The sequence below is a fragment of the Burkholderia sp. Ac-20345 genome, assembly GCF_017104825.1.
Taxonomy (GTDB): Bacteria; Pseudomonadota; Gammaproteobacteria; order Burkholderiales; family Burkholderiaceae; genus Burkholderia; species Burkholderia lata_B.
Genome location: NZ_JAAGPO010000035.1, coordinates 44467 through 70346, shown reverse-complemented (window position 1 = coordinate 70346; position 25880 = coordinate 44467). Strand labels below are relative to the sequence as shown.

At 68.8% G+C, this 25880-nt stretch carries 28 protein-coding genes; 23 read left to right on the top strand and 5 right to left on the bottom strand.

The features are described 5' to 3' along the window. The 3 genes from G3O06_RS15420 to G3O06_RS15410 all read left to right on the top strand — a co-directional run. On the top strand, positions 1-332 hold a 332-nt coding region (locus G3O06_RS15420; RefSeq protein WP_205816620.1), incomplete at its 5' end, for a DUF1501 domain-containing protein. Between the two features lie 61 nt (positions 333-393). Beyond that, positions 394-612, top strand: coding sequence for a YXWGXW repeat-containing protein (locus tag G3O06_RS15415; protein WP_174915593.1), 219 nt, complete (start codon positions 394-396; stop codon positions 610-612). A 168-nt stretch (positions 613-780) separates the two neighbouring features. Continuing rightward, positions 781-1188, top strand: coding sequence for a lysozyme inhibitor LprI family protein (locus G3O06_RS15410; protein WP_174970005.1), 408 nt, complete (start codon positions 781-783; stop codon positions 1186-1188). 46 nt (positions 1189-1234) lie between these two features. On the opposite strand, the gene G3O06_RS15405 is transcribed toward G3O06_RS15410, so the two are convergent. The 3 genes from G3O06_RS15405 to G3O06_RS15395 form a co-directional block, all read right to left on the bottom strand. Then, positions 1235-2428 (bottom strand): tyrosine-type recombinase/integrase, encoded by a 1194-nt coding sequence (locus G3O06_RS15405; RefSeq protein WP_205816619.1) that lies wholly within the window; start codon positions 2426-2428, stop codon positions 1235-1237. Between the two features lie 95 nt (positions 2429-2523). Next, positions 2524-3279: a glucose 1-dehydrogenase gene (locus G3O06_RS15400; RefSeq protein WP_205816618.1), complete on the bottom strand. Its 756-nt coding sequence runs from the start codon at positions 3277-3279 to the stop codon at positions 2524-2526. Between the two features lie 111 nt (positions 3280-3390). Then, complete coding sequence (locus tag G3O06_RS15395; protein WP_205816617.1) at positions 3391-4566, bottom strand: helix-turn-helix transcriptional regulator; 1176 nt, start codon at positions 4564-4566, stop codon at positions 3391-3393. A 240-nt stretch (positions 4567-4806) separates the two neighbouring features. Between G3O06_RS15395 and G3O06_RS15390 the strand changes: the two genes are divergently transcribed. After that, positions 4807-5187, top strand: a complete 381-nt coding sequence (locus tag G3O06_RS15390) for a DUF4377 domain-containing protein (protein ID WP_174970009.1) — start codon at positions 4807-4809, stop codon at positions 5185-5187. A gap of 9 nt (positions 5188-5196) precedes the next feature. On the opposite strand, the gene G3O06_RS15385 is transcribed toward G3O06_RS15390, so the two are convergent. Beyond that, a complete protein-coding gene (locus G3O06_RS15385; protein ID WP_205816616.1) occupies positions 5197-6585 on the bottom strand; it encodes a DHA2 family efflux MFS transporter permease subunit in 1389 nt (462 codons plus the stop codon). Positions 6586-6744: 159 nt separating this feature from the next. Here G3O06_RS15385 and G3O06_RS15380 point away from each other — a divergent pair, with 159 nt between their 5' ends. After that, positions 6745-7605 (top strand): LysR substrate-binding domain-containing protein, encoded by an 861-nt coding sequence (locus G3O06_RS15380; RefSeq protein ID WP_205816615.1) that lies wholly within the window; start codon positions 6745-6747, stop codon positions 7603-7605. Between the two features lie 51 nt (positions 7606-7656). Here the strand turns inward: G3O06_RS15380 and G3O06_RS15375 are convergent, their stop codons facing one another. Further along, on the bottom strand, positions 7657-8007 hold the full coding sequence (locus G3O06_RS15375; RefSeq protein WP_205816614.1) for a VOC family protein: 351 nt from the start codon (positions 8005-8007) through the stop codon (positions 7657-7659). 260 nt (positions 8008-8267) lie between these two features. Here G3O06_RS15375 and G3O06_RS15370 point away from each other — a divergent pair, with 260 nt between their 5' ends. The 18 genes from G3O06_RS15370 to G3O06_RS15285 all read left to right on the top strand — a co-directional run bounded on the left by G3O06_RS15370 (position 8268) and on the right by G3O06_RS15285 (position 25876). Beyond that, positions 8268-9407 (top strand): LLM class flavin-dependent oxidoreductase, encoded by a 1140-nt coding sequence (locus G3O06_RS15370; RefSeq protein ID WP_174915486.1) that lies wholly within the window; start codon positions 8268-8270, stop codon positions 9405-9407. Positions 9408-9575: 168 nt separating this feature from the next. Next, the gene (locus G3O06_RS15365; RefSeq protein ID WP_174970011.1) at positions 9576-10769 is read left to right on the top strand and encodes an acyl-CoA dehydrogenase family protein; all 1194 of its coding nucleotides are present in this window, start codon (positions 9576-9578) and stop codon (positions 10767-10769) included. 10 nt (positions 10770-10779) lie between these two features. Continuing rightward, positions 10780-12540: an FAD-dependent oxidoreductase gene (locus G3O06_RS15360; RefSeq protein ID WP_205816613.1), complete on the top strand. Its 1761-nt coding sequence runs from the start codon at positions 10780-10782 to the stop codon at positions 12538-12540. After that, positions 12537-13055, top strand: coding sequence for a flavin reductase family protein (locus G3O06_RS15355; protein WP_085037932.1), 519 nt, complete (start codon positions 12537-12539; stop codon positions 13053-13055). Before G3O06_RS15360 ends, G3O06_RS15355 begins: the two co-directional genes overlap by 4 nt. A gap of 15 nt (positions 13056-13070) precedes the next feature. Further along, positions 13071-14120, top strand: coding sequence for a ferredoxin--NADP reductase (locus tag G3O06_RS15350; RefSeq protein WP_205816612.1), 1050 nt, complete (start codon positions 13071-13073; stop codon positions 14118-14120). Between the two features lie 39 nt (positions 14121-14159). Then, positions 14160-15746: a FadD3 family acyl-CoA ligase gene (locus G3O06_RS15345; protein WP_277403720.1), complete on the top strand. Its 1587-nt coding sequence runs from the start codon at positions 14160-14162 to the stop codon at positions 15744-15746. A gap of 32 nt (positions 15747-15778) precedes the next feature. Beyond that, a complete protein-coding gene (locus G3O06_RS15340; RefSeq protein WP_205816610.1) occupies positions 15779-16552 on the top strand; it encodes an SDR family oxidoreductase in 774 nt (257 codons plus the stop codon). 30 nt (positions 16553-16582) lie between these two features. Next, positions 16583-17020 carry a hypothetical protein gene (locus G3O06_RS15335; protein ID WP_205816609.1) on the top strand — a complete coding sequence of 146 codons (438 nt, stop codon included), beginning with the start codon at positions 16583-16585 and terminating at the stop codon, positions 17018-17020. 314 nt (positions 17021-17334) lie between these two features. Beyond that, complete coding sequence (locus tag G3O06_RS15330) at positions 17335-18012, top strand: hypothetical protein (RefSeq protein ID WP_174915493.1); 678 nt, start codon at positions 17335-17337, stop codon at positions 18010-18012. 396 nt (positions 18013-18408) lie between these two features. Further along, a complete protein-coding gene (locus G3O06_RS15325) occupies positions 18409-18645 on the top strand; it encodes a DNA-binding protein (RefSeq protein ID WP_205816608.1) in 237 nt (78 codons plus the stop codon). Beyond that, positions 18632-19048, top strand: coding sequence for a type II toxin-antitoxin system VapC family toxin (locus G3O06_RS15320; protein WP_254599256.1), 417 nt, complete (start codon positions 18632-18634; stop codon positions 19046-19048). Before G3O06_RS15325 ends, G3O06_RS15320 begins: the two co-directional genes overlap by 14 nt. Positions 19049-19247: 199 nt before the next feature. Beyond that, the gene (locus G3O06_RS15315; protein ID WP_205816607.1) at positions 19248-20144 is read left to right on the top strand and encodes a VOC family protein; all 897 of its coding nucleotides are present in this window, start codon (positions 19248-19250) and stop codon (positions 20142-20144) included. Between the two features lie 9 nt (positions 20145-20153). After that, positions 20154-21047: a CoA transferase subunit A gene (locus tag G3O06_RS15310; protein WP_205816606.1), complete on the top strand. Its 894-nt coding sequence runs from the start codon at positions 20154-20156 to the stop codon at positions 21045-21047. A gap of 10 nt (positions 21048-21057) precedes the next feature. Next, a complete protein-coding gene (locus tag G3O06_RS15305) occupies positions 21058-21855 on the top strand; it encodes a ketoacid CoA transferase (RefSeq protein WP_205816605.1) in 798 nt (265 codons plus the stop codon). Between the two features lie 8 nt (positions 21856-21863). Beyond that, positions 21864-22790 carry an enoyl-CoA hydratase gene (locus tag G3O06_RS15300; RefSeq protein WP_174982479.1) on the top strand — a complete coding sequence of 309 codons (927 nt, stop codon included), beginning with the start codon at positions 21864-21866 and terminating at the stop codon, positions 22788-22790. After that, complete coding sequence (locus G3O06_RS15295) at positions 22787-23875, top strand: nitronate monooxygenase (protein ID WP_205816604.1); 1089 nt, start codon at positions 22787-22789, stop codon at positions 23873-23875. The genes G3O06_RS15300 and G3O06_RS15295 overlap by 4 nt, the downstream gene beginning before the upstream one ends. 25 nt (positions 23876-23900) lie before the next feature. After that, positions 23901-24710, top strand: coding sequence for an enoyl-CoA hydratase family protein (locus G3O06_RS15290; RefSeq protein WP_205816603.1), 810 nt, complete (start codon positions 23901-23903; stop codon positions 24708-24710). After that, positions 24707-25876, top strand: a complete 1170-nt coding sequence (locus G3O06_RS15285) for an acyl-CoA dehydrogenase family protein (RefSeq protein ID WP_174970025.1) — start codon at positions 24707-24709, stop codon at positions 25874-25876. Before G3O06_RS15290 ends, G3O06_RS15285 begins: the two co-directional genes overlap by 4 nt. Positions 25877-25880 lie beyond the last annotated feature (4 nt).

Genomic DNA, 25880 nt, shown 5'->3' with positions numbered 1-25880 from the left:
CGTGGCAGCAGACCACGGTGCTGGTCGCGACCGAGTTCGGCCGCACGGCCGCCGCGAACGGCACGGGCGGGACCGATCACGGGCAGGCGTCGGTCGCGATGCTCGCGGGCGGCGCGGTCTCGGGTGGCCGTGTGATCGCCGACTGGCCGGGTTTGCGGCCGGGCGACCTGTACGAAGGGCGCGACCTGAAGCCGACCGCATCGCTCGACGCCCTGATCGCGGGCGCCGCCGCCGAAAGTCTGCGGCTCGATCCGCACCGCACCGCGTCCGCGCTGTTCGCGGAAAGCGGTGCGACGCGGCCGATGAGCGGCTTGATTCGCGGAGCCGCATGACGTAACGCGTTGCCGCATCGCCAGCGACCCATCCATTACACAAAAGGGAGAATGCAACATGATGAAGATCCGGACCGCTTCGCTCGCCGTGCTGGTAGCGGCCAGTGCGACACTGATGTCCGCGTGCGTGGTCGAACCCGTGCGGCCGCCGCAGCCGGCGCCCGTCGTCGAGGTGGCGCCGCCGATGCCCGCGCCAGGCTATCACTGGGCGAAGGGGCATTACCGCTGGGCCGGCAATCATTGGGCGTGGGTGCCCGGGCACTGGGTAGCCGTGTACTGATCGGGCATGCCGTGCCGTGCCATGCGGCGCGGGTGCCGGGATGCGGGGCAGCGTATTGAAATGCGACGCGCGTTGACCTAAGCTGCCGGGTCCCGGCGACGGGCATTCCCGTTCGTCCGTCACGGCGAGCCGATCCGCGGCCGCCGTTTTCTTCGTTACGGCACCCACATGAAAGCATGGCTCGTTGCGCTGGCCGTCGCGGCCGGCATGACCGGCATGACCGGCGCGCACGCCGCGTCGTTCAACTGCGCGAAGGCATCCACGTTCGTGGAGCGCGAAATCTGCGCCAATCCGGCGTTGTCGCGTCTCGACGATGCGCTCAACGCGGATTACCAGCACATGCTCTACGATTTCAGCAACTATCCGGTCGAGGATCCGCCCGAGTACGAGCAGTTCATGGCGACCCAGAAGGCGTGGCTGAAGGCGCGTAACCGCTGCACGACGACGCAGTGCCTGATCGACAGTTACCGCAAGCGCATCGACGTGCTGTGCGGCCAGATCGATGTGCCGGAGAAAAGCGATCGCGCGAAATGCCGCAGCAACGGCGGCCTGGGCGGGCTCGAACTCGCTCACTGAGCGCGGACGCGTTGCGCGAGCCGCGACCCGTCGGATCGGTGCACACCTACCACCCGATCCGGTGTTTCTCCTCCGTCTCGCGGTGCCGCCAATCGTCGTCCGCGTGCAGGTACTGGCTCGTCGTCGTGAGCGACACGTGGCCGAGGTTGTCGCGCACGAGCCGCAGGTCGACGCGGCCGTCGGCCATGTGTGAGCCCGCGCTGTGGCGCAGCCAGTGCGCGGACGCCTGTTCGAGCACGCGCGCCTGCTGCTCGCCGGCTTCGCCGTTCGCGCGCAGCCGGTCGGCCGCGTGCAGGAACACCTGCTTCACGATCCGGTGCAGCGCCGCGCGCGTGAGCGGCTTGCGCGCCTGGCCGACCGGCAGCACGAGCGGCGTGGGCTCGCCGTCGGAAGGCATTGCGGGCAGGCCATGCGCGCGCCGGTAGCGCGACAGCTCGGCCATCATTTCGTCGGTGGCCGGCACGAGCCGCTGCCGGCCGCCTTTGCCCGTCACGTCGAGCCACCAGCGGTCGCGCCCGTCCGTGTCGCGCCGGCAGAAGAACTGGCCCATCGTCGTATCGGCCGCTTCGGTGATGCGCAGCCCGCCGAGATACAGCAGCGTGAACAGCCAGCGTGCGCGATCCGCATGGAAGCCCGCCCGCGCGTCGTCGCGCGGCATCGCGGCAATCGCGTCCTTGACCGACTGCCACAGCGGCTGCCCGAGATGGCGCGTGACGCGCGGCGCGGGCCGGCGCTGCCGCTGCCGCGACAACGCGAGCGGATTGCCGGCCAGATAGCCGGCCTGCACGAGCCACGAGAACATCACGTTCAGGATCACCAGCGCCTGTCGCTGGCTGGCCGCCGACAGCGGCCCGTAGAACGGCCGCCAGCGCGGATCGTCGCGCGGATGCTTGCGCCCGCCGTTCGCGCACCACAGCTCGGCCGGCGCGGGCGCGAGCAGGAACTGCCGGTAGACGACCAGATCCTCGTGCGTGAGCGACGACAGCGGCTTGCCGCACGCGATCACGGCCCACAGCAGCAGGCGTTCGGCTTCCTTGCGATAGTTCTGGAACGTGGTCGGCGTATCGACGAAGCGTGCGAGCCAGGCGCGCACCGCGTCGAGGTCGTTGGTCGCGGCAATTTGCGGATGCGCGCTGTTCGAGCGGTTGGTGCCCGTGCGTCCGTCGAGCGCGGCCGGCACGGTCAGCGCATCGATCGGCAACGGGCGCAGCGCGGTGTCGGACGGAACGGGTGAGGTCATGCGAAGCGGGGGTGCGCTGCGCGGATCGTACGCGTGGAGCCGGGCGGACGAACGCAGCGCGATCAGGCAGGTCGGGAAGCATCGATGGTACACGATCACCACACGGTGAACCCGCCGTCGACGGCGATTGCCTGACCGGTGACGAAGCGCGCGGCGGGCGAGCACAGCCACATCACCGTTTCCGCGATGTCGCGCGGCTCGCCGAGCCGCGCCATCGGCGTGGCCTGCGTCAGTCGCGCCATGTCGTCGCGGTTTTCCGGGCGGTCGGTGATCGCCGTATGGGCGATGCCGCCCGGGCACACGGCATTCACGCGGATGCCGCGGCTTGCATAGTCGATCGCCACCGATTTCGTGAGGCCGATGACACCGCTCTTCGATGCCGAATACGCGGAGAGCCCGGGCCCGCTGACGAGGCCCATGATCGACGACGTGTTGACGATCGCGCCACCGCCGGATTGCAGCATGTGCCGGCATTGATGCTTCATGCACAGCCACACGCCTTTCAGGTTCACGGCGATCGTGCGATCCCATTCGTCTTCGTCGAATTCGGCGACGGGCGCACCGCGCGGAGCGATGCCCGCGTTGTTGAATGCGATGTCGAGACGGCCGAACGTGGCGACCGTCGTGTCGATCGCGTCGCGCACGTCGTCGGCGCGCGAGACGTCGGTGCGCAGCACGATCGCCTTGGCGCCGGTGCGCTCGATCGCGTGCGCGACGTCTTCCGCGGCGGACACGACGGTGTCCAGCAGTGCCACCTGCGCGCCGGCTTCGGCGAAGCACAGCGCGGCCTGTCGTCCGATGCCGGTCGCCGCACCGGTCACGACGGCGACTTTTCCTGCGAAGCTTTCCATGCCTGTCTCCTGGGGCACTGAGTGGAGAGACAGGTTAGGCGGCAAGCGCCGGTGCTTCGACGTTGAAACGGACTAGGCGGATTCGATGGCGGGGCCGTCGTCACGAAGGCATCACCCCAGCGACAGCACGCTGTTCAGCAACGTCCTGACGAGCGTCGCCTGCCGCGTGACCCCCGTCTTCGAAAAAATCGCGCGCAAATGCGAGCGCGCGGTGTTCTTGCTGATCTCGAGCTCGTCGGCCGCTTCCTCGAGCGTCTGCCCGTTGACGAGCGCGAGCGCCAGCGCGGTTTCGGCCGGCGTGAGGTCGAACAGCTTGCGCACGATGTCGTGCGATGCCTGCGACTTGCGCTCGGCATCGCGGATGAAGATCGCGCACGCCGGCCGGCGCGGATTGTCCTCGGACCATTCGCTGAGCGGCACCGCGCGGATCAGCACGCCGAGCGGCGGCTTGCCGGACGGGCGCGGCACGGCGATCGCCTGCGCGACCGACGGCGCGCCGCCCGCGCGCTCCGCGAGCACCTGCCGGATCAGCTTCTGCAGCTTGCGATCCTCCAGCGGATACGACGCTTCGAGCGCGTCGCCGCGCACGCGCAGGCCGTCGCATTCGGCGAAGATCTCGTCCGCGACGCAATTGGTCTTCATGATCGCGCCGCGCTCGTCGAGGATCGCGGTGGCGACGAGCATGCGGTCGATCGTGCTCGCGTACAGCGTGCGCTCGGATTCGACCATCCCGAACTTCGCGTGCAGCCGCACCGCGCGCTTCAGGTGCGGCAGCAGCGCGTTGCAGACGGCCTTGTCGGTCGCCGAGAACGCGCGGCCGCGATGCGAGCGGCACACGCGGAAACGGCACTCGATGCCGTCGGACGTGCGCAGGTCCGCACCCATCAGGTACCCGACGTCGAACGGCTCGAGAAACTCGCGATACATCGCGCTGTTGCGCCAGACGCCGACGCCGAGCAACTCGTCGACGGTGACGACGCGATCGCTCGGCAGGTTCACGAACGGATCGAGCGCGTAGTAATAGGTGTTGTACGATGCGACGCCCGGCAGCGGTGCATTGTGCTCGGACGCATTGATCATCAGCCCCGCATGGCCGCTGGCTGGCCAGCGCAGGATCATCGTCACGTAGTTCGCGTGCAGGTGGATGCGGATCTGCTCCAGCGCGCCGCCCCACGGCACGTCTTCCAGCGGGCCTTCGTAGATCGTCGTGAGCAATGCGTCGAACTGTTCGAGCGTCAGTTTCGACTGGGCAAGATGGGGCGGCAGGGCCGCGGGCGCCGTGGTCATTCGGGTTGTCTCCTGTTGCGGCCACCGGGTCGGCAGGGTGGGAACAGGCCCCGTCGCCCGGTGTGCACGTGCGAGCCGCCGGCGGCGATGCGCGCGGCTGAACCGGATCACGGTAACGCATCGGCTCGCGCGCGACATCCCACGAATGAACGTGGCGGATCCTCTTCTGTAAGCTATTTGTGAACTTTCTTGCCGAGGGGGCCTCTAATCGGCCCTCCAACGCTTCCTGAGGAACATCAGATGATTCGCCAATCCAGAACGCTGCTCGGCGCGGCCATCATTGCCGGCAGCACGCTCCTCGTCGGATGCCAGACCGACGCAGTCGCCACGGCGTCGAACGCCGTGCGCCCGGCCGACAGCAAGCCGGTGACCAAGACTGTCTATGTCGCGCCGCAATCCGCGCGCTGCACGGGCGTCGCGCCGATGGAGTGCCTGCAGGTGCGCAACAGCCCGAACGAGCCGTGGAGCCTGTGGTACGCCGGCATCGAAGGCTTCGCGTACCAGCCCGGTTACCTGTACACGCTCCAAATCGACGAATACCGCGTCGCGCAGCCGCCGGCCGACGGTTCCTCGATTCGCTGGGTGCTCAAGCGCGTTGTGGAGCGCCGCCAGGCGAACTGACGGCCGCGCTCACGCGGACGGGCGCGCTGCCGCATTGGCCGGCGGCGCGGCCGTATCGATCCGCCGGAACACGACGGACGACAGCAGCGTCACCACGCCCATGCACGTGAACGACAGCATGAACCCGTGCGCCATCGAGCCCCAATAGGCGGCAAACAGGTTGACGAGGCCGCCGCCGATCGACACGCCGAGCCCCATCGCCAGCATCTGCATCATCGTGAACAGGCTGTTGCCGCTGCCGGCGTCGGCATGCGACAGCCCCTTCAACGTCACGCCGTTCATCGCCGCGAACTGCATCGAGTTCGCCGCGCCGAACACGATCAGCAGCGCGCCCTCCAGTAGCGGCGCGGGCCGCGCCGACACCAGCGCGAACCCCGCGATTGCGCACCCGACAATCCCCGTATTCACGACCAGGAACGTGGCGTAACCGAAACGCTTCACGAGCGGCGCGATCCAGCGTTTCGCGATGACGCCCGCGATCGCGGCCGGCAGCATCATCAGCCCCGATTGCAGCGGCGTATAGCCGAGTTGCACCTGCATCAGCAGCGGCAGCATGAACGGCACCGAGCTCGTGCCGATCCGGCACAGCAGGTTACCCAGCAGCCCCGAACCGAAGTTCGGCTCGCGGAACAGCCCGAGCCGGAACAGCGGCTGCGCGCGGCGTCGCGCATGCGGCAGGTACGCGAGCGCGCTCGCCAGCCCGACCACGGCGAGCCCGGCCGCCCACGCGGCGCGATGCGCGGGCATCGGCGGGTCGATCGCGAGCGACAGCGCGATCATCGCGACCGACAGCAGCGCACAGCCGACGAAGTCGAACGGCGGCGGCAGTTGCGCCTGGTCGTGCGGCAGGTAGCGCTGCACGGCGATGAAGCCGACCACGCCGACCGGTACGTTGACGATGAACACCCAGTGCCACGAAATCGCCTGCGTGAGCCAGCCGCCGAGCGTCGGCCCGACGATCGGGCCGAGCTGGCCGGCGATCGACACGAACGCGATCGCCGCGACGTACTGTTCGCCCGGCACGCGGCGCAGCACGGCGAGCCGCCCGATCGGCAGCAGCATCGAGCCGCCGATACCCTGCAGCGCGCGCGCGGCGACGAGCTGGCCGAGCGTATGCGACGCCGCGCAGCCGATCGATGCGAGCACGAACACGAGAATCGCGAGCGAGAACACGCGGCGCGTGCCGAACCGGTCGGCCAGCCAGCCGGACGCCGGCGTGAGCATCGCCATCGTCAGCGTATAGACGACCACGACCGGTTGCATCGCGAGCGGTGACGCGTGCAGGCTTTGCGCGATCGAAGGCAGGGCGGTGTTGACGATCGTCGTGTCGAGCGACTGCATGAAGAACGCAGCGGCGACGATCCAGAGCAGCGCGGAGTGTGTGGGTTCCCGGGACATGGCGAAATCGGTGGTGCGAAGGCCCGGCGCAGGTGGCGCCGTTGCGCAGTCGCGCGGCGCCTGCCGGTCCTCAAGCGCACGATGGTACCGATTCCGTTGGTCATCGGGAAGCCGCCTCAAGGCGTTGACTGTCATTGGAAATACCGATGACAATGCAGGATGCTCAATCCCGTCTGGCTCAACACGTTCGCGACCGTCACGAACTGCCGCAGCTTCACCGAAGCGGGCCGGCAGCTCGGGCTCAACCAGTCGAGCGTCAGCGAACACATCCGTCGTCTCGAAGAGAGCGTCGGCCGGCGGCTGTTCGTGCGCGACACGCATTCGATCGCGATGACGGCCGACGGCGAGGCGCTGCTCGTGCATGCGAACGTGATCCTGCAGGCGCTGAACCGCGCGGAATCGCAGTTCCGCAAGCCGCGGCTGCAGGGGCTGGTGCGGCTCGGCGCGCCGGACGACCTCGCGCTCGTCGCGTTGCCGGACGTGCTCGCCGGGTTTCGCGCCGCGCACCCGGATGTCGCGCTGGAGATTACCACCGGCATGACGAGCCGGCTTTACGAAGGGCTGGACGCGGGCGCGCTCGACCTGATGATCGGCAAGCGGCGGCTCGGCGAGCGGCGCGGCACGCCGCTCTTGAGCACGCGGCTCGAATGGGTCGCGCGGCCCGGCACCGTGGTCGATCCGGAGCGGCCGCTGCCGCTCGTGCTGGTCGCCGAGCCGAGCGTCACGCGCGCGATCGTCCTGAACGCGCTCGCGGAGAAGGGGATCGGCTGGGAAGTGGTGTGTTCGAGCAGCAGCCAGCCGGGCTGCATCGCGGCCGCGCGCGCGGGGCTCGGCCTGACCGCGACGTCGCATTATCTGTCGACGCGCGGGCTCGCGCCGCTGGTCAACGGGGACGCGCTGCCCGTGCTGCCCGACATCGAATTCATCGCGCTGGCCGCGAAGCGGCTCAGCCCACCGGCGCGCACGCTGCTCGAATTGCTGGAAGCGAGCGACCTGAGCACGCCGGGCGCGGACGCGTAACCGGCTCGCCACGCGCGCGGTGCCCGCATCCGGCACCCGCGCCGTGGCACGTCATGCGGCCCGTTTCTGCGAAATCACGAGCAGCGCGCCGTTCTTGTCCTCCAGTACCGCGCGGTATTCGTGCGGCCCGGCCTGCACGGGCACGCGCACCGACGCGCCGGCCTTCACGACCCGCGCCATCGCCGCATACAGGTCGTCGTCCTCGTCCACGCGCAGCGTGAGCGCCGCGCGCTCGACGATCTGCTCGTCGCCCGCGACCAGCGCGATCGTCAGCGGGCCGCCGTCGAGCGCGCAATAGCGGTCGCCGTCGCGGAACTTCACGTTCAGGCCCAGCCCGTCGACGAACAGCGGCAGCGCCGTGTCGATGTTGTCGACCGGATACAGCAGCATCGATACCTTCATCCCGGATCTCCCTTGTCTTGATGTGGGCGGCGTGCAACGCGCCGCCGTTCGATGCTAGCGCGCCGTTCGCGCGCCTACGCAGTCCGATCGGACGACGGTGAAACCCCTCTGTCCCCGCAGGCGTGTAGCTACTCCGAACAGATGATGCCCGCGCCAGTCGGCGCGCCGACACTTCCATTCGTGGACCGTCGCGCTTCGTCCGTATCGTGCGGGCGGGCTGCACGACCCCGACTCGTCCAACATACATGGAGACGCAAGCAATGAAGTTTTCCCTCATCTACGAAGCCCAGACCACCGACGCATCGCGCGAGGGCGACCACCGGGTGTTCAAGGAAACGGTCGAACAGGCGCTGCTCGCCGAGCAGGTCGGATTCGACACGATCTGGTGCGTGGAGCACACGTCGCTGACCAACTATGCGCACATGAGCGCGCCGGAAACCTTCCTTGCATACCTGGCCGGCCGCACGACGCGCATCGGTCTCGGCCACGGCGTCGTGTGCCTGCCGCCGGCGATGAACCACCCGATCAAGGTCGCGGAGCGCGTCGCGCTGCTCGACATCCTGTCCGGCGGCCGCGTGCACTTCGGCGTCGGCAAGGGCGGCAGCCAGCAGGAAGCCGGCGCGTTCGGCTACGACCTCAACGAACTGCAGCCGATGATCGACGAATCGATGTACCTCGTGCCGAAGATGTTCGTGCAGGACGAGATCGAGCACGACGGCAAGTACATCAAGATTCCGAAGCGCCCGATCCATCCGAAGCCGTTCCAGGATCCGCACCCGCCGATGTACCTCGCGTGCACCAACACCGACGCGCTGTTGCGCGCCGGCCAGCGCGGGATGGGCGCGCTGGTGCTCGGTTTCGGCGGCCCCGACGAAGTCGCGAAGAAGAACGCCGTGTACCGCGAAGCCTGGGCGAACCGCAAGCCTGAAGACCAGGTCGGCTTCCGCCCGACCCAGCACCTCGCGGCACTGTGCCCGACGGTCGTGATGGCCGACGGCCAGGCCGCCCGCAAGATCGGCATCCGCGGCCAGCGCTACTTCATGGAATCGCTCGCGTACTGGTACACGGGCGGCGAGCGTCCGGACCCGGCGAAGTGGGGCGACGACCTCGTGCAGGCCGATTCCGGCGAGATGGTGATCCGCTCGCGCTTTGCGTCGGAGGAAGTCGTCGTGAACTTCGCCGACCCGGCGCTCGCGATGATGAACCCGAACCATGCGTACGGCACGGTGGACGACTGCATCGGCTATGTTGGCCGCCTGCAGGAAGCCGGTGTCGACGAAGTGCTGTTCCTGTGCCAGATGGGCACGGTGCCGCACGAAGCGCAGATGGAGACGATCCGCAACATCGGCGAGCACGTGATCCCGTTCTTCAACAAGGAGAAGGAGCGCGCCTGCGCGTGATGCACCGGGCCGCGCCCGTCGTCCCGTCCGGTCGGACGATGCGGCGCGGTCGTGCGAAGCCGACCATCGGTGGTGGCGAGCATCGCCCGCGGCCAGGCCGCGCCGAACAACTTTGAACGAGAGCGGGGCACGCGCCGCGGCGCATCACCCGCTTCACAGGAGACATTCGTGCATCGCGACAACGATTCGAACGCACTGGCCGCCACGCTGATCGCCCGGGCCGAGGCACTGGCGCCGACGCTGGCCGGCCGCGCCGCGCAGGCGGAAGCGCAGGGCCGCATCCCGGCCGAGACGATCGCCGACATGCAGGCCGCCGGCTTCTTCAAGGTGCTGCAGCCGAAGCGCTACGGCGGCTACGAGCTCGATCCGCAGGCGTTCTTCGACATCCAGATGGCGCTCGCGCGCGGCTGCATGTCGACCGCGTGGGTGTACGGCGTCGTCGGCGTGCACAACTGGCAGCTCGCGCTGTTCGACGAGCGCGCGCAACAGGACGTGTGGGGCGACGACCCGGCGACGCTGATCGCGTCGACCTACATGCCGGTGGGCCGCGTGACGCCGGTCGACGGCGGTTTCCGCCTGTCGGGCCACTGGAAGTTCTCGAGCGGCAGCGAACTGTGCGAATGGGTGTTCCTCGGCGCGCTCGTGCCGCCGGCCGAAGCCGGCCAGCCGCCCGAGTACCGCACGTTCCTGCTGCCGAAATCCGACTACCGGATCCAGCAGGACTGGGACGTGCTCGGCCTGCGTGCGACGGGCAGCCACGACATCGTCGTCGACGACGTGTTCGTGCCGGCATACCGCACGCACAAGGCGATCGACGGGATGATGGGCACGAGCCCCGGCCTCGCCGTCAACGATGCGCCGCTGTTCAAGCTGCCGTTCGCGCAGATCTTCGTGCGCGCGGTGTGCACGTCGTGCATCGGCGCGCTGCAGGGCGCGCTCGACGATTTCACCGGCTATGCGGCGACGCGCGTGTCGGCCAACAGCGGTGCGAAGACGACCGACGATCCGGGTGCGCAGAACGCGTGCGCGAACGCGGCCGTCGCGATCGACGAGATGAAGGTGCTGCTCAAGCGCAATTTCGCGGAACTGATGGCGTCGGTCACTGGCGGCCCGGCCGTGTCGATCGAGCGCCGCGTGCATTTCCGCTACCAGTCCGCGCAGGTCGCCGAGCGTTGCGCGCAGGCCGCGAACGCGCTGCTGCGCTACGCGGGCGGCAACGGCATCTATCACCGCAACCCGCTGGTGCGCCGCTTCCTCGACCTGCATGCGGCCCGCGCGCACTACGCGAACAACGTGGACCGTTTCGGCCAGAACCTCGGCGCCGTGATGCTCGGCCGCGAGAACACCGACTTCTTCATCTGACGGGGACACGATGAACGACCCGCAAGCACAGCAATACGTGTTCGACGTGGTGGTCGTCGGTTCGGGCGCGGGCGCGCTGCTCGCCGCGTGCCGCGCGGCCGACCGCGGCCTGTCCGTCGTCGTGATCGAGAAGACGGCGCTGTACGGCGGCACGTCGGCCGTCTCGGGCGGCGGCATCTGGGTGCCGTGCAACCACCATATCGCCGAACTGGGCGCGACCGATTCGCGCGAGGCCGCGCGCGGCTACATCGACGCCTGCGTGGCCGGCGAATCGACACCCGAGAAGATCGACACCTATCTCGACCGCGCGCCGGAGATGCTGCGCTACCTGGAATCGAAGACGCCGGTGCGTTACCAGTCGCTGCCGAAGTACGCGGACTATTTCCAGAAGGTGCCGGGCGCGATGCCGGGCTACCGCGCGCTCGATCCGATGCCGTTCGACGGCGGGCTGCTCGGCGACGAATTCGACCGGCTGCGGCCGGCGTCGCCCGGTACGCTGATCGGCGGGCGCGTGGCCGTAACGTCGAAGGAAGCGCACACGCTGTTCGCGCGCGGGCCGGGCTTCATGAAGCTCGCGATCGTGCAGTTCGGCCGCTACTGGCTCGATATCGGAATGCGCCGCCGCACGCGGCGCGACCGGCGCCTGACGCTCGGCAACGCGCTGATCGGCGGGTTGCGCCGCGCGCTGCTCGACCGCAACGTGCCCGTGTGGCTCGACACGCCGATGCGCGACCTGCTAGACGTGGACGGCCGCGTGACCGGCGTGCGCGCGCAGCGCTTCGGTCAACCCGTGACGATCGCCGCGCGGCGCGGCGTGATCCTCGGCGCGGGCGGTTTCGAGCGCAACCAGCCGATGCGCGAGCGCTATCTGCCGCAGCCGACACAGGCGCAGTGGAGTGCGACGCCGCCCGCCAATACCGGCGACGCGATCGCCGAAGGCCATCGGCTCGGCGCCGCGCTGGCGCTGATGGAGCACGTGTGGGGCGCGCCGACGGTCGGTGTCGCCGGCGAGGAGAAGCAGCGCGCGCTGTTCGTCGAACGCAACCTGCCGGGCTGCGTGATCGTGAACAGCCTCGGCAAGCGCTTCGTCAACGAAGCCGCGCCGTATTCCGAATTCGTGCCGGCGATGTATCGCGACCATGCGCGCACCGGTGCGAGCGTGCCGGCATGGATGGTGTTCGACGCGCGGTTTCGCCGCAAGTATCCGTGCGGGCCGATCATGCCGGCGTCGATGATGCCCGATTCGCGGATTCCGGCCGCGTTCCGCGACGTGATCGTGAAAGCCGACACGATCGACGCGCTCGCTGCGCGCATCGGCGTCGACGCCGCCGGCCTGCACGACACGCTGCGCGACATGGCGCGCTACGCGGTCACCGGGATCGACGAGGCGTTCGGCAAGGGTGACAACCTGTTCGACACGTACTACGGCGATCCGCAGAACAAGCCGAACCCGTGCCTCGGACCGGTCGACCAGGCGCCGTTCTACGCGGTGCGGATCGATGCGGGCGACATCGGCACGAAGGGCGGGCTCGTCACCGACGTGCACGCTCGCGTGCTGCGCGCCGACGGCGAGCCGATCGACGGCCTCTACGCGATCGGCAACACCAGCGCCTCGATGATGGGCGCGAGCTACCCCGGCGCGGGCTCGACGCTCGGTCCGGCGATGACCTTCGGGTATCTCGCCGCCGACCACCTGGCTGCTCGCGCAGCCGACGCCGGCGGGCAGCCCGCCCGGCCATCCACGACTGAACTTGACGGAGTCCGAACATGAGCGATCTCACCACCCATCCGCTGCGCACCGACATGCTGCTCGCGATGCGCCGCCTCGCGCGCTCCGTCACGGTCATCAGCAGCGCGCACGACGGCCGGCGCTATTCGATGTCCGCGACGGCGGTCGATTCGCTGTCGACCGATCCGCCTTCGCTGCTGATCTGCATCAACCGCACCGCATCGCTGTATCCGCCGCTCGACGCGGGCGCCGGGTTTTGCGTGAACGTGCTGTCGGCGGCCCACGAAGGCATCGCGATCGACTGCAGCGGCCGCCTGAAGGGCGAGGCGCGCTTCACGACCGGCGACTGGCACACATCGCCGCACGGCGTGCCGTATCTGCGTGATGCACAGGCGAGCCTCGTGTGCGAGCAGGACGGCCGCTTCGAATACGGCACGCATACGGTGTTCATCGGGCGCATCCGCGAGGTGCTGATGAGCGGCGACGTCGATCCGCTCGTCTATCTCGACGGTGCCTACACGACGCCCGGCGCGCCGGTGGCCCGTGCGGCCGCGTGACGTGAGGAGCCGGCCATGAGCGATTCGCGCTTCCATCGGCTGACCGTTGCCGAAGTGATTGCCGAAAGCGACGACGCGTGCTCGTTCGTGTTCGACGTGCCGGCCGCGTTGCGTGACGCCTTCGCGTACCGGCCCGGTCAGTTCCTGACGCTGAACGTGCCGTACGCGGACGCGACCGTCGCGCGCTGCTATTCGCTGTCGAGCGCGCCGGGCATCGACGCCGCGCCGAAGATCACCGTCAAGCGCGTGCGCGACGGCCGCGCGTCGAACTGGCTGTGCGACCGCGTGAAGGCGGGCGACACACTCGATGTGCTGCCGCCCGCCGGCGTGTTCACGCCGCGCACGCTCGACGGCGACCTGCTGCTGTTCGCGGGCGGCAGCGGCGTCACGCCGGTGCTGTCGATCCTGAAATCGGCGCTCGTGCACGGGCGCGGGATGCTGACGCTGATCTATGCGAACCGCGACGAACGCTCGGTGATTTTCCGCGCCGAGCTGCAGCAGCTCGCGCAGCGCCATCCGGGCCGCGTGCGCGTGATCCATTGGCTCGACAGCGTGCAGGGTATCCCGCAGCAGCGCCATCTCGAGGAACTGGCTCGGCCGTTCAGCCAGCAGGAGACGTTCATCTGCGGGCCCGCGCTGTTCATGGAGAACGCGCTGGCCGCGATGCTCGGCCTCGGGCTGCCGAGGGCGCGCGTGCACGTCGAGCGCTTTGCGTCGTTGCCCGATGCGCCGGCGCAGGCTGCTGATACGGCGGCGTCGAACGCAGCGGCGGCCGCAGCGTCCGGCGACGGCGCGGCGATCGAGACGGTGCTCGACGGCGACGCGTTCGCGTTCGACAGCGCGCCTGGCGAAACGCTGCTCGACGCGATGCTGCGCGCGGGCGTGCCAGCGCCGAATTCCTGCCGGATGGGGCAATGCGGCGCGTGCATGTGCAGGATCGAGCGCGGCGAGGTCGCGCTCGACAGCAACCACGTGCTCGACGACGACGAGATCGCGGCCGGCTGGACGCTCGCCTGTTGCGCACGACCCGCGAGCGATGCGCTGCGCGTGGTGTTTCCCGACTGAGCCGCGGCGCGCCGGCGGCGCGCACGGCCACCCTGATCTATGACGATGGACAACGAAATCCTGACCACGCCCGCGCTGATCGCGCGGGCAGCCGCGCGCCACGGCGCGCATCCGGCGATCGAGTCGGAGCATGGCCGGCTGACCTACGCGGAACTCGACGCGGCCCGCCTCGACGCGGCCCGCGCGCTGCTCGCGAGCGGCATCGAGGCCGGCGACCGCATCGCGGTGTGGGCGCCGAACCTGCCGGAATGGATCGTCGCGGCACTGGCGATCCACACGGTCGGCGCGATCCTCGTGCCGGTCAATACGCGGATGAAGGGGATGGAGGTGGGCGGGATCCTGCACGACGGCGGCGCACGGCTGCTGTTCTGCTGCGGCTCCTTCCTCGGCGAATCCTATCCGGCGATGCTCGCGCCGCACCGGCCCGCGACGCTCGAGCGCATCGTCGTGTTCGACGGCGAGCCGCCGCCCGGCGCGCGCGACGAGACCTGGAACGCGTTCCTCGCGCGCGGCGCCGAGGTGCCGCTGGCCTCGGTGCGCGACCGCGAGGCACAGGTGACGCCCGACACCGTGATGGACCTGATGTTCACGTCCGGCACGACGGGCCGCCCGAAGGGCGTGATGACGGCGCACGGCCAGAACCTGCGCGCCGCGCAGGCGTGGGCGGCGATCGCCGGCGTGCGCGCCGACGATCGCTACCTGATCGTCAATCCGTTCTTTCACACGTTCGGCTACAAGGCCGGCTGGCTCGCCGCGTTGTCGAGCGGCGCGACCGTGCTGCCGCATCTTGTGTTCCAGCCGGCCGACGTGCTGCGGCGCGTCGCCGACGACCGCGTCTCGGTGCTGCCCGGCCCGCCGACGCTGTACTACGCGCTGCTCGACGCGCCCGATCGCGCGACGCGCGACCTGTCGTCGCTGCGGATCGCGGTGACGGGCGCAGCGGCGATCGCGCCGAGCCTGATCGAGCGGATGCGAGCGGAGCTCGGCTTCGAGACGGTGCTGACCGGCTACGGGCTGACCGAGTCGTGCGGCTTCGCGACGCTGTGCCGTCAGGGCGACGATGCGGAAACAGTTGCCTATACGTCGGGGCGCCCGATGCCGGATGTCGAGCTGCGCATCGCGGGCCAAGGCGGTGAGCCGCTCGGGCCGGACGAGACCGGCGAGATCTGGGTGCGCGGCTACAACGTGATGCGCGGCTACTTCAACCAGCCGGACGCGACGCGCGAAACCGTCGATGCCGATGGCTGGCTGCATACGGGCGATCTCGGCTGCGTCGATGCGAGCGGCAACCTGAAGATCACCGACCGCATCAAGGACATGTTCATCGTCGGCGGCTTCAATTGCTATCCGGCCGAGATCGAGCGCCTGCTCGCCGCGCATCCGGCGATCGCACAGGTTGCGCTGGTCGGCGTGCCCGATACGCGGCTCGGTGAAGTCGGGCACGCGTATGTCGTGCTGCGGCCGGGTGCGCATGCCGACGCCGACGAGCTGAACGACTGGGCCCGCCGCAACATGGCGAACTACAAGGTGCCGCGGCATTTCACGTTCGTCGAGCAACTGCCGACGAGCGCGGCCGGCAAGGTGCTGAAGTACCGCCTGCGGGCGGGAACCGAGACGGCGGCCTGAGCGCCGCCGCGACACACGAACGGGATGAACGCATGAACGACAACGGGTTTCCGCAGGGCGCGGTGCTGGTGTTCGGCGGCAGCGGCGGGATCGGGCAGGGTGTCGCGCTCGAGTTCGCGCGCGCCGGCGTGCCGGTCGCGGTGGGCTATCGCAGCAAGGCCGACGTGGCCGAGCGCGTCGCGCGCGACATTCGCGGTGAAGGTGTCGCGGCCACCACGCATTGCGTGGACGTGACCGATCCCGCCCAGGTCGACGCGGCGCTCGCGGCCGCGATCGACGCGCATGGCCGCGTGCACACGGTCGTCTGGGCGGCCGGGCCGTTCGTGAACCAGCGCCATATCGGCGACATGACGCACGACGACTGGCGCCGCGCGATCGACGTCGAGACGATCGGCTTCTTCGTGGCGGCGAAGGCCGCGCTGCCGCACTTCCGCGCGTCGGGCGGCGGCTCGTTCGTGACGCTCGGCTCGGCCGGGCACCTGCGCTGGCCCGACCGCGACGGGCTGTCGGTCGCGCCGAAGGCGGCGAACGAGGCATTGGTCAAGGGGCTGGCGCGCGAGGAAGGGCGTTACGACATTCGCGCGAATTCGATCCTGGTCGGCGTGATCGAGGCCGGGATGTTTCCGGTGCTGCTCGAACAGGGGCAGTTCGACCAGGCCTGGATCGACGAGACGCAGAAGATGCTCGCGCTCAAGCGCTGGGGGAAGGCGCACGACGTCGGGCGGGCGGCAGTGTTTCTGGCGTCGGACCGGGCCAATTACATTACCGGGCAGCAGTTGAATGTGTCCGGGGGGTATGGGTTGTAGCGAGAAGCACGTTCGGGCGACCGCGCTTGAGTGTCGGTTTCCATCGGCGCTGACTTTGCCCGTTTTTCTTCCTCTCCAGATCGTCGACGATACCGGCCGACATGTCGATCGGCTCTCGGTATTCGCTTCGGCTCGCATATCACTCCGGTGCCCGACGCGGACAAGATGCATGCGCACGCATCGGTATTCACCCTGCATCGCCACGCGCAATCGCACATCGGCCTCGCGCTCGACCGGCGCGAGGTCACATCCCTGCAACGTATTCGTCGGCGTATTGCGCCGCACGCCGTTGACGGCAACGACGACGCACATGCGCTGAAGTCCGTCCCGCCTAGTTCAACACGCATTGCGGCATCGATGCGCGACACGTCGGATCCCGTGCTCCGACTTCGTCTGCCGAATAACGATGCGTTCCTGAAACATTTCCTCCGATTACAAGCCTGCGTGATCGTCCGCGTTTTGCGATGACGCTTGTCCCGCTTCGGTTTGCACCGCATGGCACGCGCTTTGCGGTGGACGCGGTGCCGCCGGTGCAAACGAAACGCGCAACAACGATGAACGCATCGGCGGCATGCAACGACATCGAAACAAACGGGGAATCGGATCGGGCCGTGGGCGCCGCGTGGAGCGGCGTACATGCCGCGCATGTCGTATCGGCCATGCGCACGGGGCAACGCGTTCCCGATCCGTCGAACAGCAAGCGTGCTTGCAAGGTGTCGTGCCGGGGTTCGCATCACGCAGGGCGGCGTAGGCCCCATGCGTTGGCGAGGCGCGCCCGGCACATGTCGGGGGAGGCGCCCGTGAAAACGAGAGTGAACCAATGGGCAGCGGTCGCGGTGATGTGCGCCGCGAGTGCGCACGCGCAGGAGATCTACCTGCAGGGCGGCACGCAGGGCGTCGGCATCGGCGCGGCCGTGAGCTTCAATTCGATGCTGGGTGCGCATGCGGACTTCAATGCGATCGACCTTTCGCATGACTTCACGGTGGCCGGCAATCGCTATCAGGACGACCTGAAGCTGCGCCAGGGCGGCCTGTACGCGGACATCTTTCCGTGGCGCGGCAGCGGCTTCCGGGCGACGCTCGGCCTGCGTTTCAACGACGACGAAATTCGCGGCGTATCGGTGCCGACCAATGGGACTTACGTGTTCGGCGGCAAGCGTTATCCGGCGATGCCGGGGATGAACGCGGTGGCGGAAGCGCGCTATCCGACCGTGATGCCGTACTTCGGGATCGGCTACGGGCACCGGCCGGCGTCGAAAGGGCTGGGATTCGTCGCCGATCTCGGCGTGGCGTACGGGATACCGAAATGTTCGTACACGCTGTCGCCGGAACTGGCGGCCGCGGTTGGGCCGGCGAAGAGCCAGATCCTTGTCGCGAGCGGGCTGGATTCGCTGCGGCAGGTGATGTCGCGCTATCGGTGGTACCCGGTGTTGCAGATCGGGATTTCGTATCGGTTCTGAGCGGTTGAGCTGGCGTTGCGCGTGCCGGGCGGGGGATTGCCGGCAGCGCCGATACGGGCGGGGCACCGGGGGCTGGTGCGGCGGCTGACGGCCGTCGCGAGTACGGCGCGCGACGGCGCTGAATGCCGCCGCCACGCTTCGATCGGCGCGCGCCCGCGCACGCGTTTCAGCGGTAAATGGCCGATCGGCCGTCTTTCCCGCCGTTCCGATCCGGCATACCTTTCAAACAGCAGTTCGACGTGTCGGGCGAGCAGCGCGCGCCGGGGGGATTCATGCGGCCCGTTGCCGTTCGCCGACGCCAACCACCGTCCTCCTTCCGTCAATGTCGGTGATAGCAATGATTGCAATTCGCAGTCGTGTCGCTATCATTGATATCAAACCTGGATGGAGGGAATCATGGCAAATCTACTGGTGCGTAACGTGGATGACGGTATCGTTCAGAGCCTGCGCGAGCAGGCTGCGGCAAATGGCAGGAGTGCCGAGGCCGAACATCGGGCCATTCTGGCCGATGCGCTTGGCCGGCCGAAGCGAAAGACATTTGCGCAAGTGCTGATGAGCATGCCCGATGTTGGCGACGACGCGGATTTTCAACGTGTTCAGGATTCCGGCGAGGCCAGGCGTGTATTTGATTGATACGAACGTCATCAGCGAAATCAGGAAGGGCAAGCGAACCAACCGTGGCGTGCGGGCGTTCTTCAGGCAGGCCGCGGCGGACGCAAGCCCGCTTTACCTGTCCGTCGTAACGGTTGCTGAACTTCGCCGCGGCGTCGATCTGATCCGTCATCGCGGCGATCTCCCGCAGGCGTCGGCGCTCGAGGCCTGGATGGCGACGATCCTGTCCGGCTATGCGCCGAACATCCTGCCGGTCGACATCGAGATCAGCCAGATGTGGGGGCATTTGCGCGTGCCCGATCCAACGCACGAACTCGACAAGCTGATCGCGGCCACCGCGCTGATCAACGATCTCACCGTGGTGACGCGCAATGTCGCGGATTTCGCCCGCACCGGCGTCAGGTTGCTGAACCCCTTCGACTGATCCCGGTTGCCGCGCTGCGGCAACTCGCACCTGCTCCCCGACTCCATCCGCACCCGTAGCCCGTCCCGCCGGGCTTCCACGCTTTCCCACGCCGCGCCAATTCCCCGCCGCCTCTCGTCCCAACAGACGATGTAACGCTACCCCCGACCGGCCAGAATCCTTTCACGAACAACGGATTCTGAACCAGGAGGAGGCCGACATGATCGATGTCCGTGCGCTTGGCTATGTCGTCGTCGAGGCGACGCGCGTCGATGCGTGGCGCCGCTACGCGGAAGACGTGCTGGGCATGCAGGCGCTCGATGCGCCCGACGGCGCGCTGTACCTGAAGATGGACGAGCGCGATTTCCGCTACGTGATCGTTCCCGGCTCGACCGACCGCTATTTCGCGTCGGGCTGGGAACTGCCCGACGGCGCCGCGTTCGATGCCGCGCTTGCGGCACTGCAGCGTGCGGGCGTCGAGCCGGTGCGCGCGACCCGCGACGAAGCCGCGCTGCGCCGCGTGCAGGCGATGGCGTGGTGCACCGACCCGTCCGGCAACCGCCACGAGTTGTACTGGGGCGCGCGCTGCGACTTCCGCCGCTTCGTGTCGCCGCTGGGCGTCTCGCACTTCGTCACCGGCGACATGGGCGTCGGCCACGCGGTGCTGCCCGCGCCGCAGTTCGACGCGACCGACGCATTCGTGCGCGGCGTGCTCGGCTTCGAGCTGTCCGACATCTATCGCGTGAAGTTCACGCCCGATCCGGCGGAACCCGAGAAGCGCATCCACTTCATGCACTGCCGCAACGCGCGTCATCACAGCCTCGCGCTGTTCGAGATGGCCGTGCCGTCGGGCTGCGTGCACGTGATGGCCGAGGTCGACTCGATGGACGAAGTGGGCCGCGCGCTCGACCGCGTGGCTGCGCACGACGTGAAGATGTCCGCGACGCTCGGCCGTCACTGCAACGACCAGATGATCTCTTTCTACATGAAGACCCCCGGCGGCTTCGATCTCGAATACGGCTTCGGCGGCCTCACGGTCGACTGGTCGAAGCACGCGGTGTTCGAGGCCACGAAGGTGAGCCAGTGGGGCCACGATTTCAGCATCGGATACCGGTAAGCCAGCACGATGACGATGAAACCTCTCGACAAGACGATGTCCGCGCGCGACGTGGTCGCGCAACTCGCCGACGGCATGACGATCGGCATCGGCGGATGGGGGCCGCGGCGCAAGCCGATGGCGCTGGTGCGCGAGATCGCGCGCTCGAACCTGAAGGACCTGACGATCGTCGCGTACGGCGGCGCCGATGTCGGCCTGCTGTGTGCGGCCGGAAAGGTGCGCAAGGTGGTGTTCGGCTTCGTGTCGCTCGACGTGATTCCGCTCGAACCGCATTTCCGCCGGGCCCGTGAGCAGGGCCGCGTCGACGTGCTCGAACTCGACGAAGGGATGCTGCAGCTCGGCCTGCGCGCGGCCGCCGCGCGCCTGCCGTTCCTGCCGACCCGTGCCGGGCTCGGCACCGCGCTGCTCGATCACGCGCCGCAACTGCGCACGGTGCAATCGCCGTACGACGACGGCGAGACGCTGCTCGCGATGCCCGCGATCGAACTCGACGTCGCGCTGCTGCACGTGAACGCGGCCGACCGGATGGGCAACACGCGCATCGACGGCCCCGATCCGTTCTTCGACGCGTGGATGGCGCGTGCCGCGCAGCGTTGCTACGTGTCGGCGGAAACGGTCGACGCATCGCTCGCGAGCGAAGACCTCGACGCCGCCAAACGCAACCCGTTCGAGCGTTCGCTCGTCACCGGCGTCGTGCATGCGCCGGGCGGCGCGCACCCGACGTCGTGCGGGCCGGCCTACGGCTGGGACCTGCCGCACCTGCGCGCGTATTGCGCCAGCGCGGAAGACGACGCGAAAACGACGGCGTACCTGCGCGACGTGGTGGGCCAGGACGAACGCCAGTACCTCGAAGGCGTCGGCGGGCTGTCGCACGTGACGACGCTGCCGTTGCCGATTCTGTAAAGGAGCGCCTGTGAGCGAATCTCTCGACCATTCCCTCGCGGAACTGATGATCGTCGCGTCCGCGCGACTCTGGCGCGACGACGGCGAAGTGCTGGCGACCGGCATCGGCACGGGCCCGCGGCTCGCGGCCGGCCTCGCGCGGCTCGCGTACAACAACGGGCTGATGCTGACCGACGGCGAAGCGTATCTCGTCGAGGAGCCGGTGCCGCTCGGCCCGCGCCCCGACGGCTATCGCGTGAAGGCGAGCGGCTGGATGACCTACGAGCGCGTGTTCGACTGCCTGTGGCACGGCCGCCGTCATGCGCTTGTGATGCCGACACAGATCGACCGTTTCGGCCAGGCCAACATCTCGTGGCTCGGCGACGACTACGCGCGCCCGAAAACGCAATTGCTCGGCGCGCGCGGCTTCCCCGGCAACACGACGAACCACGCGAATTCGTTCTTCGTCAGCGGCCACGGCAAGCGCACGTTCGTCGAACGCGAAGTCGACATGGTGTGCACGGTCGGCTACAACCCGGCGCGCCGGCTGCCCGGGATGAAGACCTTCGTCGACCTGCGAAGCATCGTCACCGATCTGTGCGTGATGGATTTCGGCGGCCCGGACCACGCGATCCGCGTGCGTTCGCTGCATCCGGGCGTGAGCTTCGACGAGGTACAGGACGCGACGGGTTTCCCGCTGATCGCTGCGCCCGACCTCGGCACGACGGCCCCGCCGAACGCGGAAGACCTGCGCGTCGTGCGCGCGCTCGATCCGCACAACCTGCGCGCGACGATCGTGCGCAACAATCCGGCGCCGCGCCGGGGATGAGGTCCGACATGGAAGCGACCCAGGTGACCTTCGGCGACGGTGTCGTCGACTACGCGGTCGAAGGCGGCATCGCGACGATCACGATGAACCGCCCCGAGTATCACAACGCGCAGAACTCGAAGATGACGTATGCGCTCGACGCGGCGTTCCGGCGCGCGGCGCACGACGACGCGGTGAAGGCGATCGTGCTCGCGGGCGCCGGCAAGCATTTCTCGGCGGGCCACGACATCGGCACGCCGGGCCGCGATATCCACGAGTCGTTCGATCGCGCATCGCTGTGGTACGACCACGTCGACAAGGAAGGCGGCGAATTCCTCTATGCACGCGAGCAGGAGGTGTACCTCGGAATGTGCCGGCGCTGGCGTGACCTGCCGAAGCCGACGATCGCGATGGTGCAGGGCGCGTGCATCGCCGGCGGGCTGATGCTCGCATGGGTGTGCGACCTGATCGTCGCGTCGGAGGATGCATTCTTCGCCGATCCGGTCGTGCGGATGGGGATTCCGGGCGTCGAGTATTTCGCGCATGCGTACGAGCTGAACCCGCGCATCGCGAAGGAATTCCTGTTCCTCGGCGAGCGGATGCCGGCCGAGCGCGCGTACCAGATGGGGATGGTCAACCGCGTGGTGCCGCGCGAGCGGCTGCACGACGCGACCTACGCGATCGCCGCGAAGATCGCGACGATGCCGCGCCTCGGGCTCACGCTGACGAAACAGGCGCTGAACCACGTCGAGGAGCTGCAGGGCAAGCGCGCGGCGATGGATGCGGCGTTCGCATGGCATCACTTCGCGCATGCGCACAACGAGCTGGTGAGCGGCGACCGCCTCGGCGGCTACGACGCGCGCAGCATGGCCAGCTCGCAGCGCCAGCCGAACGGAGCGGACCGTAGCGACGCGCAGACGCAGGCACCGGTCGCCGTCAACGGAGCCGCCGCATGAGCACGACGCTGCATACGCCCTTGTGCGACCTGCTCGGCTGTCGCTACCCGATCGTGCAGACCGCGATGGGCTGGGTGGCCGATGCGCGGCTCGTCGCGGCCACCAGCAACGCCGGCGGCTTCGGCTTCCTGGCCGGCGCGACGCTCGAACCCGAGCAGGTCGAGGCCGAGATCCTGAAAGTGAAGTCGCTGACCGACCAGCCGTTCGGCATCAACTTCCACATGTTCCAGAAGAACGCGCAGCAGGTCGTCGAGCTGGCGATCAAGCACAGGCTGCGCGCGGTGAGCTATGGCCGCGGGCCCGATGCGAAGACGATCCGACGCTTCAAGGATGCTGGCATCGTCTGCATGCCGACCGTCGGCGCGCCGAAGCATGCGGCGAAGGCCGTCGAACTCGGCGCGGACATCGTGACGGTGCAGGGCGCGGAAGGCGGCGGCCACACCGGCTCGGTGCCGACCACGCTGCTGCTGCCGAAGGTGCTCGACGCGGTGCGGGTGCCGGTGGTCGCGGCCGGCGGCTTCTTCGACGGGCGCGGGCTGGCTGCCGCGCTCGCGTACGGCGCGGCCGGCATCGCGATGGGCACGCGCTTCCTGATGAGCGCCGAATCGCCGGTGCCGCGCGAGACGCTCGAGCGTTACGTCGCGGTCGGCGATCCGGCCCGCATTCGCGTATCGGACGCACTCGACGGGCTGCCGCAACGGATGATCGACAACCCGTATCTGCTGAAGCTCGAACGCTTCGGCCCGCTGCGCCGCACATGGTTCGCGCTGAAGACCGCCGAAGCGTGGCGCCGCCAGAACGGCCTGAGCACCAGCGACATGCTCGGCCTCGCGATCAAGGCGCTTCGCTCGCACGACTACACCGCGAGCCAGACGCTGATGGCGGCGAACGCGCCGTTCCTGATCCAGCGCGCGATCGTCGAGGGCCGCCCGGATGAAGGCGTGCTGCCGAGCGGCCAGGCGGCCGCGATGATCGGCGCGATCGAATCGTGCGACGCATTGATCGCGCGGATCGTCGCGGAAGCCGGCGAGCGGCTCGACGCGCTGGCGGCGCTGCGCGGCACGCCGGCCGCACAGGCCGCGTGAACACAATCACAGGGAGGCAGACGAGATGACAGCATCCAACCAACCGGCCGGCTCGACGCCGTTCCGGATCGATCGCGCCGATGGCATCGCCGAACTGGTGATCGCCCATCCGCCCGTGAATGCGCTCGACGCGCAGGGCTGGCACGCGCTATCGCGCGCGCTCGACGCGCTCGGCGAGGACGACGACGTGCGCGTGATCGTCGTGCGCGGCGAAGGGCGCGGCTTCTGCGCGGGCGTCGACATCAAGGAACTGGCCGCGCATCCGGAGCGGATCGTGGCGGTCAATGCAGGCAACTACGAGACGTTTCGCGCGGTGCACCGCAACCCGAAGCCGGTGATCGCGGCCGTGCACGGCTTCGTGCTCGGCGGCGGGATCGGCATCTGCGGAGCGGCGGACATCGTCGTCGCGGCCGACTGCGCGCGCTTCGGCGTGCCCGAGATCGACCGCGGCGCGATGGGCGGCGGCGCGCATCTGCGGCGTCTGTTCGGCGTGCAGAAGGTGCGCGCGATGTACTTCACCGGCGACATGATCGACGCGGCCGAAGCGTACCGCCTCGGCGCGGTCGAGCAGGTCGTGACGCGCGACACGCTGCGCGACGCGGCCCTCGCGATCGCCCGCAAGATCGCCGAGAAGAGCCCGGCGATGGTGCGGCTCGCGAAGGAGGCGCTGAACGGTGTCGAGGACGGCGATCTCGAGGACAAGTACCGCTGGGAGCAGGGTTTCACGCTGCAGGCGTACATGACGAACGACTCGACGGAGGCGCGCGCCGCGTTCGTCGAGAAGCGCGACGCGCGTTTCGACGCGCAGGCAACCGCCGAGGAGGCACGCGCATGAACCTGATCTATACGCCGAAGCAACAGGCGTTCCGCGCGGAGATCCGCGAATGGCTCGCCGCGCACGTGCCGCGCGAGCGGCTGCCGAGCTTCGACACCGAGGAAGGCTTCGCCGCGCACCGTGAATGGGAGCGCACGCTGCACTCGGGCCGCTGGAGCATGGTCACGTGGCCGCGCGAACTCGGCGGCCGCGGCTGCGACCTGATCGAGTGGCTGATCTTCGAGGAAGAGTACTGGCGCGCCGACGCGCCGATGCGCGTGAACCAGAACGGCATCTTCCTGCTCGGCCCGACGCTGATGGATTTCGGCACGCCGGAGCAGAAGGCGCGCTTCCTGCCGGCGATGGCGGCCGGCGAGCACGTGTGGGCGCAGGGCTGGTCGGAGCCGAACGCAGGCTCGGACATGGCCGCGATCCGCACGACGGCCACCCGCATCGGTGACGAATACGTGCTGAACGGCCAGAAGATCTGGTCGACGCGCGCGGTGTGGGCCGACTGGCTGTTCGGCCTGTTCCGTAGCGATCCCGAATCGTCGCGCCACCACGGGCTCACGTTCCTGATGGTGCCGCTGTCCGCGCCGGGCATCACGGTGCGGCCGATCCGCCAGCTGAACGGGCAGACGGGCTTCGCGGAAATCTTCTTCGACGACGTGCGCGTGCCGGTCGAGAACCGGCTTGCGGCCGAAGGCGCGGGCTGGCAGGTCGCGATGGCGACGGCCGGGTTCGAGCGCGGGCTGATGCTGCGTTCGCCGGCACGGTTCCAGCGCACCGCGCAGGCGTTGCGCGACCTGTACCTCGCTCACCGCGACAGCGCCGACCGCGATCCGACGCTGCGCGAACGCGTGGTGCAGGCGTGGATGGATGCGCAGGCGTATGCACTGTCGACCTACGCGACCGCGAGCCGGCTGCTGAAGGGCGGCCATATCGGCGCGGAGTCGAGCACCAACAAGGTGTTCTGGTCGGAGCTCGACCTGCGCATGCACCAGACCGCGCTCGACATCCTCGGCGCGCACGGCGAGGTCGTCCCGCAGACGGCCGCGCAGCACGCGACGCTCGGCCACTGGCTCGACGGTTTCCTGTTCGCGCAGGCCGGCACGATCTACGCGGGCACCAACGAGATCCAGCGCAACATCGTCGCCGAACGGATGCTCGGCATGCCGCGCGCGTAAGCGC